This window comes from Agrobacterium tumefaciens (assembly GCF_031801495.1).
GTDB lineage: Bacteria > Pseudomonadota > Alphaproteobacteria > Rhizobiales > Rhizobiaceae > Agrobacterium > Agrobacterium tumefaciens_K.
In genome coordinates this window covers 1-13,711 of sequence record NZ_JAOEGC010000007.1, presented here as the reverse complement: position 1 = coordinate 13,711, position 13,711 = coordinate 1, and the positions used below count along the sequence as shown (strand labels likewise).

12 protein-coding genes and 1 pseudogene are annotated in these 13,711 nt (G+C 57.3%); 3 read left to right on the top strand and 10 right to left on the bottom strand.

What is annotated here, in order from left to right:
- Window positions 1–2: 2 nt before the first annotated feature.
- The 3 genes from N7578_RS22725 to N7578_RS22715 all read right to left on the bottom strand — a co-directional run bounded on the left by N7578_RS22725 (window position 3) and on the right by N7578_RS22715 (window position 3,682).
- On the bottom strand, window positions 3–467 hold the full coding sequence (locus N7578_RS22725) for a DUF1348 family protein (protein ID WP_311112612.1): 465 nt from the start codon (window positions 465–467) through the stop codon (window positions 3–5).
- A gap of 799 nt (window positions 468–1,266) precedes the next feature.
- The gene (locus N7578_RS22720) at window positions 1,267–2,439 is read right to left on the bottom strand and encodes an adenylate/guanylate cyclase domain-containing protein (RefSeq protein WP_311112611.1); all 1,173 of its coding nucleotides are present in this window, start codon (window positions 2,437–2,439) and stop codon (window positions 1,267–1,269) included.
- An 85-nt stretch (window positions 2,440–2,524) separates the two neighbouring features.
- Complete coding sequence (locus N7578_RS22715; RefSeq protein ID WP_311112610.1) at window positions 2,525–3,682, bottom strand: HlyD family secretion protein; 1,158 nt, start codon at window positions 3,680–3,682, stop codon at window positions 2,525–2,527.
- Between the two features lie 136 nt (window positions 3,683–3,818).
- Between N7578_RS22715 and N7578_RS22710 the strand changes: the two genes are divergently transcribed.
- The gene (locus tag N7578_RS22710; protein ID WP_311112609.1) at window positions 3,819–4,718 is read left to right on the top strand and encodes a LysR family transcriptional regulator; all 900 of its coding nucleotides are present in this window, start codon (window positions 3,819–3,821) and stop codon (window positions 4,716–4,718) included.
- A 106-nt stretch (window positions 4,719–4,824) separates the two neighbouring features.
- Here the strand turns inward: N7578_RS22710 and N7578_RS22705 are convergent, their stop codons facing one another.
- The 3 genes from N7578_RS22705 to N7578_RS22695 form a co-directional block, all read right to left on the bottom strand.
- On the bottom strand, window positions 4,825–6,423 hold the full coding sequence (locus N7578_RS22705) for an MFS transporter (protein WP_311112608.1): 1,599 nt from the start codon (window positions 6,421–6,423) through the stop codon (window positions 4,825–4,827).
- A 349-nt stretch (window positions 6,424–6,772) separates the two neighbouring features.
- The gene (locus tag N7578_RS22700) at window positions 6,773–7,603 is read right to left on the bottom strand and encodes an NAD(P)-dependent oxidoreductase (RefSeq protein WP_311112607.1); all 831 of its coding nucleotides are present in this window, start codon (window positions 7,601–7,603) and stop codon (window positions 6,773–6,775) included.
- A complete protein-coding gene (locus N7578_RS22695; RefSeq protein ID WP_311112606.1) occupies window positions 7,600–8,523 on the bottom strand; it encodes an SDR family NAD(P)-dependent oxidoreductase in 924 nt (307 codons plus the stop codon). Before N7578_RS22695 ends, N7578_RS22700 begins: the two co-directional genes overlap by 4 nt.
- A gap of 59 nt (window positions 8,524–8,582) precedes the next feature.
- Between N7578_RS22695 and N7578_RS22690 the strand changes: the two genes are divergently transcribed.
- Both N7578_RS22690 and N7578_RS22685 read left to right on the top strand, forming a co-directional pair.
- Complete coding sequence (locus N7578_RS22690) at window positions 8,583–9,515, top strand: LysR family transcriptional regulator (protein ID WP_311112605.1); 933 nt, start codon at window positions 8,583–8,585, stop codon at window positions 9,513–9,515.
- Window positions 9,516–10,350: 835 nt separating this feature from the next.
- A complete protein-coding gene (locus N7578_RS22685; RefSeq protein WP_311112604.1) occupies window positions 10,351–10,518 on the top strand; it encodes a hypothetical protein in 168 nt (55 codons plus the stop codon).
- 329 nt (window positions 10,519–10,847) lie between these two features.
- Here the strand turns inward: N7578_RS22685 and N7578_RS22680 are convergent.
- From N7578_RS22680 to N7578_RS22665, 4 genes and pseudogenes are all read right to left on the bottom strand, one after another.
- Window positions 10,848–11,128: pseudogene (locus N7578_RS22680) on the bottom strand (helix-turn-helix domain-containing protein); the annotation flags it as partial.
- 371 nt (window positions 11,129–11,499) lie between these two features.
- Window positions 11,500–11,955: a Rid family hydrolase gene (locus N7578_RS22675; protein WP_311112603.1), complete on the bottom strand. Its 456-nt coding sequence runs from the start codon at window positions 11,953–11,955 to the stop codon at window positions 11,500–11,502.
- Window positions 11,956–12,156: 201 nt separating this feature from the next.
- A complete protein-coding gene (locus tag N7578_RS22670; RefSeq protein ID WP_311112602.1) occupies window positions 12,157–13,533 on the bottom strand; it encodes an ISNCY family transposase in 1,377 nt (458 codons plus the stop codon).
- Window positions 13,469–13,711 (bottom strand): hypothetical protein (locus tag N7578_RS22665; RefSeq protein ID WP_311112781.1); only part of this gene is annotated, 243 nt, incomplete at its 5' end. The genes N7578_RS22665 and N7578_RS22670, both read right to left, overlap by 65 nt.

Genomic DNA, 13,711 nt, shown 5'->3' with positions numbered 1-13,711 from the left:
GATTAGAGCCCCAGATCGCTGAGGCTGGCATGGTCGTCCGGACGACGGCCGAGCGGCCAATGGAACAGGCGATCTCTCTCGGCAATCGGCATTTCGTTGATGCATGCGTGGCGGTGTGCCATCAGACCGTCCTCTGCGAACTCCCAGTTCTCGTTACCATACGCACGGAACCATTGACCACTGTCATCGCGATATTCGTAGGCGTACCGCACAGCTATGCGGTTGCCGGTGAAGGCCCACAGCTCCTTGATGAGGCGGTATTCGTGCTCCTTGTTCCATTTCCGTGTCAGAAATGCCTGGGCTTCTTCACGATTGGTGGCGAATTCGACGCGGTTTCGCCAGTGGGTGTCGACAGTGTAGGCAAGCGCGACCTTGGCGGGATCGCGGCTGTTCCAGCCGTCTTCGGCCAGACGGACTTTTTCGATTGCCGTTTCGCGTGTGAACGGGGGGAGTGGAGGGCGTGACATGAGTATACCTTCGCGAGCTGTTTGTGTACCAATCGGTAAATACTTTACCGATTGGTACGGTAGCTGCGGCGATTTCGGGTGTCAACGGGTTTTCCACGGCGTTCGTGAGAAAACTTGCCACGTGCATTCCCGATGCCGAACCCGAACCGGAGGGCCTATGCTGAGACTAGGGAGAACAAGACGAACCAATCAGTGCGCCCGTGTGCAACGGACTTCATGCGCAGCAACACGGTTCCGTCATCACAACAAGAGCGCTCGTTGGCTTAAGCCCGGAAATAGGCCCGTGCCGATGCACCAAAACCCGCGCTATCATCCAGAGGCGACCGGTCATGGCAATGATGTATTGCGGAGGGTGTGGGGAAGTTAATGTTGCCAATATCAGGGAGCTTGGCGGCTTGGAGTCCCGCATCACCGGGCATTATCTATCATTGTCTATATCGCATCCAAGCTAACTCAGTCCTTCCGAAGGAGCGACTTTGAAAAACCGGTGAACGGCTGTGCCGTGGTAGTCGCTACGGAGTGCACTGCGAGGCCGAGCGCGTGACCACCCTGATTCGCTGTTACACCCGCGCGAGCCCATATTTGCTCGAAAACTGAACTTCTACCAATGAGGGGTAAGGCGATGCCCGGCAGCTGGGGCGCTCGTCTGCCTTTTTGTTGGCCATCGCGGGAAACCGGAAAAACTGTGATGTTTACCGTCCTGTCGCGTCCGACTGAAAAGGTCCCGCTCGGCAGATTCAACTCCAATTACGTGACATCGTTGCGCGGCTCGTGCAATTGGCGTGACTGGATAAACCTATTAGGCTGAGTGGGATGTGAATAGTTCGGCCGGATCTGGAAAACCCTTCAGGGAGTAGTGGCCGGCCGATTCGGTGTCGGCTGCCACGGCATTTTCAAACCGCTCCGACATGAGCAAAGGCAGTCTCAGTTCACTGCTGACTGCCTGGATTCGGCTAACCATGTTCACGTCAGGACCGATCACCGTAAAGTCCATCCGTCGGCCGGATCCGATGTTGCCATAGGTTACCTCACCGTAGTGGAGCGCTATTCCGACGCTTACCGAGAGGCCATGAAACTGCGAGCTCGCCAAATCTTCGATGATTGCCGATGCGCTCCGTAGCGCCGCCTCACAGGACGATGCGGCGGAATGGCCAGGGAAGAACGCGAGGACGGCGTCGCCCATGAACTTGAGAACCTCGCCGCCGTTACCCGTGATGGCCGGGATGACCTTCTCGAAATAGCCGTTGAGAATATCGAGAACCCTGGTTGCATCAAGGTTGTTGGAGAGTTCTGTGAATCCGCGCAGGTCACACAGCAGAAGTGCCGCCTCGATCGTTTCGACGTCCCCCCGACGAATTCGACCCGCCAGTATCCGCTGCGCCGTCATCGGGCCTATGTAGGTGTCTAGGAGAGACAGTTCGGCTTGGCGCAGCACCCGCAGCTCACTGGTCGTCCGAAGCGCCGGCAGTATACGAAGGAGCATCTGCTGGTCGCCGATGGTGAAGCCCGTCGCCTTGCGGGTGCCGAAGACCACGACGCTCACCGGACCGTCGGCATTGCACAAGGGGGCGACGATTAACTGGTTGAGGGAGCGACCGGCGAAGATATCTATGTGCTGCCAACGATCCCTGTCGTCGTCATTCGCCGAGAGAAGGAGCACGTCACGCGACTTCATGACGCGGGTGATTGGACTTCCAGAAAAATGCGCCCAACCTGTGCGGTCGCGCTCGTGGATTTCGATTGGCTCGCTTGGTGCCCATGCGATCGTCCGTCCCACCAGATCGGGATGCAGGGTGGTCATGTGAAGCGTCAGGCGGTCGACCGGAATTCCAAGCTGGTGAAGCTTCCTTCCAAGATGCGCCACCAGTCCGATGTCGTCGACGGCGTTGCATTCGTCTCCCGACAGCCACTCGATGATGTGCAAAAGGCCGTTCGAATCTGGAGCGGCGGAATTCTGATATTTGGCAAGCATGATTGCTCCTGGTCTGCGATCTGGGAAGCTTCTCCGCATGCGCGCCGGCATGCAGCTTCTTGCGCCTTACGATACGCGTTCAGAGCTAGTGTGGTGTGGTTGCGGCATCCTTGACGTCGATCGAGGATTCGACCGACATACCGGAGCGGAGAAACCCTTTTATTGTAGCATCGTCGATGACGATCTTGACAGGAATGCGCTGCACAATCTTGGTGAAGTTGCCGGTCGCGTTGTCTGGCGGCAAAAGCGAGAAGTCGAGGCCGCTTGCGGGCGAGATGCTATCGACGTGTCCCTTGATTGCGGCGCCGGGTAGCCCGTCCACTTCGATCTCCACCGGCTGTCCTGCTCGAACATGGGCAAGCTGCGTTTCCTTGTAGTTGGCGACGACGTAAACGGCGTCAAGCGGAACGACCGCCATGAGTTGCGTTCCGGCCGCTACGAGCTGACCCAGGCGGATCGACCGCGCACCCACTGTGCCGTTCACCGGGGAGACGATCTTGGTGTAGGAGAGGTTGAGTTCCGCCTGACGCAAGATCGCGAGAGACCTTTCGCGCTGCGCGACCGCCTGATTGCGTTGCGTCATGAGGACGGGAACCCTTTTTTCCGCAGCGACCAGTCCGGCCTTATCACGTTCGACCGCGGCAGACGCCTGATCGCGAAGTGACTGGCTCTGCTCGGCGCGAGCCTGACTGCTGGCTCCGGAGGAAATCAGCCGAACGTTCCGCTCGGCGTCGGACAGAGCGAATTTCAACGAGGCTTTCGACGCGTTGAGCGCCGCCATTGCTTGCAGGATTGCCGATTTTTGCAGAATGATCTGACTGTCAATGTTGGCGATTGCCGCCTCGGTGGCGTTCAGATCGGCCTTCGCTTGTGCGAGCGCCGTCTGGAAGTCCCTGTCGTCGATCTGTGCCAGAACCTGCCCTGCCGTCACGACCTGGTTGTCCTCGACCAATACCTCTTTGACGTAACCGGAGACCTTCGAGGAGATTGCAGTGAAGTCTGCTTTGACGTAGGCGTTTTCGGTGGTCTGCGTAAACCGTCCGACCGTCCAGTAATCGTACCCGCAGTCGACCGCGTATGCGGCGCCGGCAAGAAGGATAAGTCCGAAGATGGAGCGTTTGACGACACCCATCGTTTTGCCGGAATTCGCGGGTGTGTCGGTGGATTTTATCTGCCCTTGGGAGGGAGTGTCCAACGGCGTGGCGGCGATCTCGAAAGACGTGTTACGGGCCAGCTCAACCATTTTCCGGTTCCTTTGATCATGCTCCATAAAGAAGCGATTTAATCTGTGTGAAGGAGAATGCGCCTTGAAGCATGATCTGATAATCTCGAAAAAAGCGAAAGGATCGTAAAGTCTGGGGTGATAATCGGAGCATTGAATGGATCGACTGACAAGCCTGACGGTATTCGGTCAAGTGGTTGAATGTGGAGGATTTTCGGCCGCGGCGAGACGATTGAACATGTCGACTACGATGGTGGCCAACCACATCCAGTCGCTTGAGGAGCGTCTTGGAGTGAGACTTTTGAACCGGACCACCCGAAAGGTCAGCCTGACCGAGACGGGGAAATTCTATTACGACCGATCCTCACAGATCCTTGCCGATCTCGAGGACGCGGATCAGTTCGCCAGCTCGTTGACATCGACGCCGCGTGGCAAGCTCAAGATCTATACCGCAACGGCGATCGCACCGTTTCTGGTGCCGCTTGTCAGCGAGTTCATTGAGCAGTACCCGTCGATTTCGCTTCAGCTCGATATCGGCGAACGGATGATCGATATGATTGACGAGGGCTATGATCTGGTAATTCGAGCGACGCCCAGGGACTCCCGATTGATTGCCCGCAAGTTGACGCCCTGGCGCCATTTCCTAGTCTCATCGCCCGAATACCGGAAGTCCCATCCGCGAATCCAGCGGCCGGCCGATCTCACGGACCATAATTGCCTGCAGTACTCGAATTACGCATATGGTGCCACATGGCGTTTCGAAACGATGACTGGTGAGCAGGACGAGGTGAAGATCGACGGGAACGTCGTTTCAAACAGCGCCCAGACGCTCAGGCAGTTGGCGATCGAAGGAAGGGGAATCTTTCTCGCGCCCAGCTTCCTCGTCTTCGACGATCTCAAGGAAGGACGTCTGGTCACGAACATGCCCGACTACCGCGGCATCGAGTTTTCAATTGACGCGTTGTTCCCGGATCGAAGCCATCTTCCGACCAAGGTCCGTCTGTTTATCGATCTACTCGTTGAAAGATTTGCCGAACACAGAAAGTGGATGCTCTGACCAACGGCGCGCGGGCATTGACAACCAGCCATACTCGCACCTTGCCGAACGCGAGTTATCAGACCGTCCATGTCGAGCATCAATTTTCCGACGTCGCGGCGCGAACCTACGGCGCCGACGAGCTGGAACCGTGCATCCGTCTTGTGATCAACTTCCCGATCATGAACTTCGAGAATACGAGGACTGGAGCGGCGAGGAGGAAGAACAGGGCGACCGAGACGAACGCCGCGTTAAATGCAATGGTCGTCGATTGCAGGGCGACCGCTTTCCCGATCAGAAGTGCGGAGGCCTTGCTCGATCCGTACTCAAGTCCGTGGGTGGAGAGATAGTGGGTAACGCCGAACAGCCGTTCAATAACCTCCGGCCGACCCGAAGTGATATGGGAGGCGAGGATCGCGCGGTTCTGAGCGGTCTGGTCTTCGATGAAGGTCTGGAGGAACGATATCCCGAACAAACCGCCGGTCTGCCTTCCGATGTTGAACAAAGCGACGCCGAGAACAATGTTCGAACCGTTCAATCCAAGCATGGTAATTAGAGTGACCGAAAGGAACAGGAAACCCAGAGCGCACCCGCGGACGAGAACGCCAGGAAGCATATCGGGAATGCCGCTCTCGCTGGTCGAACCCGATAGCATCCACATGGAGAGCATCAGACCGAGGATGCCAAGCGGGATGGTGGCGGCCGGCGATGTTCCGCGTTTGATCATCAAGGCGGTGAGGAATAGCGTCGCGATAAACGCGGCGGTGCTTGGCAGGAGGAGCTCTCCCGCCTGAGTTGGGGTCATCCGCAACACCGAGATCGCGAAAGACGGGATGAGGTAGCTACTTCCCAGAAGTGCAAAACCCGCGGCGAAACTGGCGAGAAAGCCAAAGCTGAAGCCACCATTCATGAAGATTGAAAGGTCCAGCAGACGGCGCTTGCGATCACCGAAAACCTGAAACGCGAACATGGCAACGAGGGCGGCAACGCCGACGATAGTCAGCACCAAGATTGAAGGTTCTTCGAACCAGTCCCAGCGATTTCCCTGATTTAACACATAGGTCAGGCATGAGGTGGCAGTCATGAAGAGGCCGATAGCATACCAATTCATCTCATGTGGCTGAGGCGTGACTTCCTTTTCGGCAGGCGCGAAGGGGAGAAATGCGAGAGCTGCGACGCCGATCAGGGCGTTAACCAAGAATATCCAGGTCCATGAATGGGCGTCCAGCAACCAGCCATGTACGTATGGAACGAGAGTCGCCGGCGCGACAACGGCGGCAACGGCGTAGACGCTTTGGATCAATGCCTGATGAGGCTTGGCGAATGATTTAAGCAGCAACGCTTGGGCGCTCACAAGAATGAGGCCGCCGGAGAACCCTTGAAGTAGCCGCATCGCAAAGAGCACTTGAAGGTCGTGCGTGTATGCAGCGAGACCGGAGGCGACCGTCATCGTAACCGTCGCGGCGAGCAGCGAGTTCGTGAGAGTGAAGCGACCCGCCAGCCACGCGGCCATGACGAACGCGATCAGTTTGGCCGCTGTGTAGCCAAAATCCATCCTGGCGAATTCGTCCGAGGTTGCTCCGGCATCGCCCATCATATCAAGGCGCGCGAACGAGAGCACGGTGCCGGATACCGCTTCGGTTAGAGCCGCCAGAGCGGTTCCCGTTATCAGGCACAGCCCCGCTGTGCTCGGTGAGCGGCAGATGGCGTTTTGGGCGGTTGACATTGCATTATCCTCGCGGGGTAAACGATAAGTCGCTTCTCTTGGTGCTGTGAGACGGAGAATGCTACGAACAGCCAAAGTTGATAAGCGCTTAAAATAGGCAAGGATTTCACAGCGTGAGTGTAAGGTTGCTATCGCCATTTGGAAGGCGAACCGTGCCCGGGTATCGGCGCGGACTGCGCAGCGCGGTGGCAACTGTCACGCTTCTTGCAATGAACGCCTCGCTGATTACAGCACTGAAAATCCAAGCGTTTGTTTCAATCAGGCCTCGTACCGGGGCGAACGCGTACGGATGATGATGGTGGGCGGATTTGCGCGGCATTAGGTATCTGCCTCTGTCGGCTACAATTCTTTACTGCAGACGCTGGACCAGCGCTTCCAGTCCGTCGGGGGCTTTGATCGCCCATTCCTGGACCGCTGTCGGATCTAAGCCTTTCCGACGCATCGCAGCCGCGAATTCGTTGACGTCCGCCCGGTTCAGCTGGGCGATATGTGCTGCGTTGCCCGCCGTCACCTTGGTACCCAGAGCCTGGAGGATGAAGCTTCCGCCGCTGCTGTGATCGAACGCGTCTCGGAGGCCCGCGAGGGAGACGCCCAGCTTCTCCGCCATCGCGAACACCTCGACAATGTTGCGCAGGTTCGAGACTGTAAGAGCGTTGTTACAGAGCTTCGCCATCTGGCCTGAACCGACCGGACCCATTGAGACGATATGAGTGCTGTGGCACTCGATAACAGTTCGGCTTGCGTCAAGTGCCTCAGCACGGCCTCCGACAAAGCAGGTCAGCGACCGTGCTTCCGCACCAGGTCGCCCACCACTGACCGGCGCATCGAGAAAGTGCACGCCGAGCTCCCCGGTGATACGTTCAAAGTTCTCGGCTTCAGCGGGATCGCCGGTTGCATGGTTCACAATGGTCGCCCCTTTGCCCAATGCCTGGAGCAACGAACGGTTAGCTAAGAGGTCATGCAAATCGCTATCGCCACGCAGGCACAGGCACAGCAGGTCGACGTTTGCAGCAAGTTCGACAGGGTCAGCCTCTCTTACGTGCCGGGCGTTGCCAAGAGCATCGAACGAGACTGCACGTCTCGCCCAGACGTGTAAATCGAACTTGGCGGCGATCGCAGCAGCCATCGGCGCACCCTGGTCGCCGAGGCCGATGAATCCTACGCGAAGGGCGTCGCTCATTTCGGCTCTCCCACTATTCGCAATGCCATCTCCCAAAGCCGGTCCGCATTGGCGCTGTCGAGCGCGTAAGGCGCAACACCTTCGAGCTTCCCCTCCGGTCGGCGCGCAGTCAGATGGGCCTCCTGGCAGTTGTCGAAGTATCGACCGTTGACGCCCTCGACCAGCGGTGAGGCGGCTAGCAGCACCGATGTCGCGGCGCCTTGCTGAGGGTTCTTGCGGAGATGCTCGGGCGTCTTGAGGCCGCCGGTGTGTCGCTGGAGGTTTGTCGCGATTGCCCCTGGATTGAGGGCGTTCGAGACGATGCCGTCAGATGCCCAGCGCTCCTTGATGCCAACCGACAGCAGTATGCAGGCAGTCTTCGACTGGGCATAACCTAGAAGCGGGTCGTACCGGGTGAAATGAAAATGGGGATCATCCCAGATGACCGGGCCGAAAAGACTGCCGGTCGAGCTGACCGATACAACGCGTGCTCCATTGGCAGCGGCAAGCTGGCGATGCAGCCCCATCGTCAACGCGAAGTGGCCGAGGAAGTTCGTGCCGAACTGCAGCTCGCAGCCTTCTGCGGTCCGTTCCAGCTCCGGCACCATCATGATGCCAGCATTGTTGACAAGGGCGTGGATCGGTTTGTCCCAGTCGTTGACGAACTTCTGTACAGAATTCAAGTCGGCGACATCCAGTGGGCGGACTTCAATCTTCGAATTTCCGGTTTCCGTCCTCAAGCCCTTTGCGACTTCTTCCGCGGCGTCAACGCGTCTCGCAGCAATGGTTACGGACGCACCGGCGGTGGCTAGGCTCTTTACCGTTTCGATGCCGATGCCGCTCGCCCCGCCGGTTACGATCATGGTCTTGCCAGACAGGTCGACACCGGCGAGAACCTCCAATGCGGTCGAGGTAAAGCCGAATGGAATTTGCTGGGACATCGTATTTCCTTTCCTGAAGTGTTGCCTTTGACGTATCACTTCTTCATTGTGCTGATTAGATGGACAACACAGAACAGCATGCTGAGAGAATTCGAACGGTCGGCGCGTTGTCGCCAGCGGAGCTGGCGGCCTTCGCAGCGGTTGCCGAGTACGGCGGATTCCGCGCGGCCGCTCGACGCAGCGGCCTCAGTCCTTCCGCTCTCAGCCACAGTGTCGCGAGCTTGGAGAGCCGCCTCAATGTGCAGCTATTCCATCGCTCCACCCGCAACGTATCGCTCACCGACGCAGGCCGGCGGTTCTTCGCCAGACTTCGCCCGGCACTGGTTGAGATCGCCGACGCCGCGGACGAATTGGGCGAACTCACTTCCAAGCCCTCCGGGACGTTGCGGATCAACGCGGATGCGACGGCTGCGGAGCAGGTGCTGGCACCATTGGTGCTCGAATTCATGGCGGCGTTTCCTGACGTGCGCGTCGAAATCGTCAGCGAGCGCCGACTTGTGGACATTGCCGAAAACGGCTTCGATTGCGGCATCCGTTCCAGCGAGATTATCTCGGAGGACATGGTGGCAATTCCGGTCGGACCGATGCAGCAGCATATCGTCGTCGCCGCACCGTCGTATGTTGCAGGCCGTCCCCCGTTGAGATCGCCGGCCGAACTCAGGGGCCATCGGTGCATCCAGCTTCGTATGCCGGGAGGCAACCTGTACCGCTGGGAGTTTGAAAGGCGAGGGGAGGCACTCGTCATCGAGACGACTGGTGGCCTCGTCCTAGACAATTCAAGGCTCATTCTGGCGGCGGCAGTCCACGGTTACGGCCTGGCTTACGTGACGAAGTGGATGGCCTCCGCCGCTCTTGAAGCTGGCGCCTTGGTCGAACTGCTGGGAGAATGGACGCCGCCTTATCCCGGCCTCCATCTGTATTACCCGAGACACCGCCATCTAAGTGCCTCCATGCGGGCCTTCGTTTCGTTCCTGCGGGATCGAAACCAATGATAGGGTGACCAACCTCATATTCTTTCCGGTCTCGCGAGCATAGGGCCTTACACCAGCAACCGCCCGAGGTTCCGCGCCGCTTTTCCACCCGCCGAGCCGCACGGGCTCTCGGTAGACCAGCGTCACCTTCGCGTCCTTCGTATCGTAGACGAGCGCAGACTTGGTAACGTCATGTGCCAGCTAGTTTTCGTTGTCGGGGGGAACGGAACCATCGCTGATCGTCGGTGCGGTGTTCGCCCAGGTAGGCGCAACGATGCAGCTGTCCCAATCCGACTGCCGCCGCATCCGCTTTTATGGCCATTCTCCTCTGTGAAGTACGGGAGCGGATTATGTGAGGAGACATTTGCTCGGTGTTTTGAGCCTTGCAGTGAGCCATACCTCAGAAAGGACTAAGTTGAACGTATGGCGTTCGTGGTGTGTGGCTTTCATGAAACATCTGAATCGATGATGAGCTGGGTGCTAGCCCCCTGTTGCAGAGCCGCTCCGGCCTCAGCTACGACCCGTCCGTAATCGCTCTCCTACAGTTTCGCTCAAGCTTATATGTGCATTCATCACGAGCGCCATCGGGCATTATCAATAGGAGGTTTCTATGCGGATCGGTTCGGGCCCAGGCTCAATTTACGATTTGTTGCAGCCAAAGATTAGGACTGATAGAGGCATAGAAGCTGCGAGCGAGCAAACGTCTCCATCGGGTCAGAGCGTAGGCGGAACAGTTTCATTTTCTGGCGACAGCGCCGCAGCAGCTCTGCAGTCCCATTTGGCCCGAAGCAGTTTCGATCGAAACGACACCAACCACGACGGCATCGTCCAACGAGACGAATTCATCGATAACAACATGAAACCACGACAGGATGGATCGCAGCCCCATCTTTCCGACGTGGTAGATCACTGGAACAAGCTTGACAAGACCGGGAAGGGCAGCCTGAGCGAGGAGGAGTTCAAAACGGCCTTTTCCGCGCTACTTCAGGTGTCGGTCGGCACGTTCAGTGGACCGTTGCGTTGACGGGCAATAGTTACCTGCGGCGAGGATGTGTGCCTCGACCTCAAACCTATCCGGAGATCGATTCCTGCGAGATCAGGCTTGAATGGCGCTCCGGCGATGGGTTAAATGCAACAGGGTCAGCACGGTCGTAGGACAAAGCTTGAGCACCGCAGCGAGAGATGCCGGATGCTGCAGCCACTAATGCACATTTCGGTCAGACGAGCAATTTTCGCGGTCGGCGGATTACGCGACGCTGTGGAATCTCCGCCGGAATAGGTTTCGCCTTGCTGTTCCTGCCGGCGCTGTCTTATCGCTGGCCGATGTCAATACTTTTTTGGAGAAGCTAATCAGCGTGCCTCCAACTGACGAATGACTTCGGCACGAAGCTCTGGATAGCGCCGAAGCTTGCGCCGCCGCCGCTCGCGCCTGAGTTCATCAGCGATCGTGCCGCGGTAAGCAGTGTACTCGGGTAGTTCATTGTCATGGAAGGTGTTGCGACGGATTTCACGATAGATGATCGACCTGTGGCGTCCTAGCCACCGGGCCATGAAGTTGATCGTGACTTTCTAATCAACGAGACGTGAGGAAGGCGGCGATCGGCGAGGGTCAACTGCGTATAGCATCCGGACAAGAAAGAATCTCCAAAGTTAAGCTATTGAAATAATTGTAATATCGCACTTCGACATATTATTTACACCCTCAATGGGGCGGCAAGATTGAAATGTCGCGGATTTCGCAAAGTTGGAATGTCACCTGTCGGTCTGCCAGCCAGTTAGAAGTGCGACACTGGCTCAAACAATCAGCCCCCGACCGGACCGGCTGGGCCGGGTTGCAAGGTCAGGGAGGGGGCGGGTGATAACGCTCCCTTTTGGCTTTAGCTTCCTTCGATCGTCACCCCAGATGGAGACAATCGAGGAAGTAACCACGCTGCCGTACAAGGCATAGACTTGCGCGATCTTTTTGACAAACCGTGCTTTTCTATCTGAGAACCCGCGCCGCCATTTAACGGTCCACGACCGCTCGGAACGTGATCTCAACGAGCTGTTGGGGAAAGGCGAGGCGCGTCACACCAATGATGTTGCTAGCCAACTGAGGGATCTCAGAACCGTAAACTTTTTTCCGGATTTCAGAGGCGGGGCCGAAGGCTGCATCGACGTCCAATACGTAAAGTGTCTCTTCAACCACGTCATCGAAGGTTGCGCCGAATTGTTGTAGGAGGACGCGGGCGTTCTCATAAGTTTGGCGAATCTGAGCTTCCATGGTGTCGAACGAAACTGGCTTTCCAGTGGCATCGATTTCGGCAGGTGCGACCAAATTCCCTTGGCTATCGTGGCTCAGCTGACCGGAAACATAGATCGTATCCTTAACCTTGACCGCTTGTGCGTAGCCAAATGCTTTTTCCCAGGCAACGCCGTGGTTCGCAGATTCAACGCGTGGTGTGTTTGCTTTGTTCGTCATCGTTGGCTCCCTCGAGCAATGTTTAGAACCCGAAACTGAACGAGTTTGGCGGTCTCGTAAATTGCAATAAATTTGAGGAGTGTATTGCGTTTGATGCAACGTACGAAGTCTTCTTTCTTGACCACGCGATATGGTGGGCGATGCTCTATTCCTGCGGATTGCTCGTCCTGCCAGATATGATGGTCTCTCTAACAACCTTGATTACGACGTCTTATGACAGCAATGGGCAAGCTGCAGTCTGCCGCTTTTGGCCGGAAGTGGATCATTCATGAAATCCGTGCGCGGACCGGGTTTGCGGCCTCTCGGCTTGTAGCCGATCTTCTCACTGTTGGTCTTTGGCGCAGGTGCGTGGTCTCGATCTTGCTGCTCTTTGATGTAGGCCAGCACTTCGCCGAGACGCTTGTTCTCGACCACAGCCGCATGGGTCACGCGCTGGTCCTTATCGAAGATCTTGTAAGGCAACGAGTGACCTTTCCATCGAATATCCAGTCGACCATCAGCGTAAGCGTGTGTCTCGACATACTTTCCAACCAGGCCGCGCGTGACGTCGTTCTCCTCAAGCATGATGCGTTTGCGCTCATAGGAGAATGAAAGCTGTGCGCCGACGTGTCTTTGCTCGCGTTTGCAAAGCACGTCATTCAGCCTGCTTGGCGCCAGATTGACAGGCCGATGGAGGTTGTCGGGGCGGGTAGGGGTCACCGCAAAGCGGTCATTGTATCGCACGATGAAGGCTGGCAGGAACGCATTGCCGGTCTCCATGTCACTGATATTGGCAAGCCTCAATTCCTTGACCAGCCGATCCTGCAATGTCCTGTCCATGCGCTCGACGCGTCCCTTGGCCTGGCTGGAATTGGCGCAAAGAATCTCGATGTGCAGCTCCGATAGCGCGCGACCAAACTGCGTCATGCCTTGCCCGCCCTTGGCGTCTTTCCGGGCGTCACGAAAAACGGAATGTTTGTAGGAGTAAAAGGCGATAGGTGCGCCATGCTCTCCAAGGTAAAGCGAAAGCGCCTCGAAATAGGTAAAAGCGCTCTCCGATCGAACAAACCGCAGCTGCATCAGCTTTCCGGTCGCATCGTCGACGAAGACCAGCAGAGAGCACGCAGGGCCACGGTCCTCAAACCAGCGGTGCTCGGAGCCGTCGATCTGCACCAGTTCACCATAAGCCTTGCGCCGCAACCGCGGCTGATGAAACGTCCGCCGCTGTTTTCTCGAAAGCCATAGACCGGCATCCTGCATCCACTTGCGCAAGGTCTCGCGTGAAACCGTCACGCCGTGCTCTTCCTCGAGCTTCTCGGCCACCAGCGTTGGCCCGAAATCAAGGAAGCGTTCGCGCACCAGAATCAAAACGTACTCGCGGACGCCGGTGGCGATTTTATTGTTCGACGGGCGACCAATTGCCTTGTGTCTGATCGAGGCAGCGACGGCAGCCTCAATACGACCAATCAATCTCTGAATATGCCGGACGCTGATTGCCAGCACATGCGCCGCTGCGACGATAGTCATGCGGCCATCAACGACTTTCGACACAACCTCGATCCGCTGCAAATCGCGCTCGCTCATCGCTATCAATCCCATCTGCAATCTCCCAGGTGCCAATCAGACCCGGGGATGTGAGTTCATGCTGAACCGCGACTTGCAGGGCATCCAAAGCTAACTTGCATGCCGCATCTGCGCGAGAATTTTCTTGCGAAAAACTTCTGCAGGCGTTCGATAGCCAAGGCATTTGCGCGGCGTTGCGTTGAGCCGACTGCAA

What these genes read in the sequence shown, in the direction of transcription:
- N7578_RS22725 (WP_311112612.1), bottom strand. Translation starts at nt 467, where the DNA reads ATGTCACGCCCTCCACTCCCCCCGTTCACACGCGAAACGGCAATCGAA.
- N7578_RS22720 (WP_311112611.1), bottom strand. Translation starts at nt 2,439, where the DNA reads ATGCTTGCCAAATATCAGAATTCCGCCGCTCCAGATTCGAACGGCCTT.
- N7578_RS22715 (WP_311112610.1), bottom strand. Translation starts at nt 3,682, where the DNA reads ATGGTTGAGCTGGCCCGTAACACGTCTTTCGAGATCGCCGCCACGCCG.
- N7578_RS22710 (WP_311112609.1), top strand. Translation starts at nt 3,819, where the DNA reads ATGGATCGACTGACAAGCCTGACGGTATTCGGTCAAGTGGTTGAATGT.
- N7578_RS22705 (WP_311112608.1), bottom strand. Translation starts at nt 6,423, where the DNA reads ATGTCAACCGCCCAAAACGCCATCTGCCGCTCACCGAGCACAGCGGGG.
- N7578_RS22700 (WP_311112607.1), bottom strand. Translation starts at nt 7,603, where the DNA reads ATGAGCGACGCCCTTCGCGTAGGATTCATCGGCCTCGGCGACCAGGGT.
- N7578_RS22695 (WP_311112606.1), bottom strand. Translation starts at nt 8,523, where the DNA reads ATGTCCCAGCAAATTCCATTCGGCTTTACCTCGACCGCATTGGAGGTT.
- N7578_RS22690 (WP_311112605.1), top strand. Translation starts at nt 8,583, where the DNA reads ATGGACAACACAGAACAGCATGCTGAGAGAATTCGAACGGTCGGCGCG.
- N7578_RS22685 (WP_311112604.1), top strand. Translation starts at nt 10,351, where the DNA reads ATGAAACCACGACAGGATGGATCGCAGCCCCATCTTTCCGACGTGGTA.
- N7578_RS22675 (WP_311112603.1), bottom strand. Translation starts at nt 11,955, where the DNA reads ATGACGAACAAAGCAAACACACCACGCGTTGAATCTGCGAACCACGGC.
- N7578_RS22670 (WP_311112602.1), bottom strand. Translation starts at nt 13,533, where the DNA reads ATGGGATTGATAGCGATGAGCGAGCGCGATTTGCAGCGGATCGAGGTT.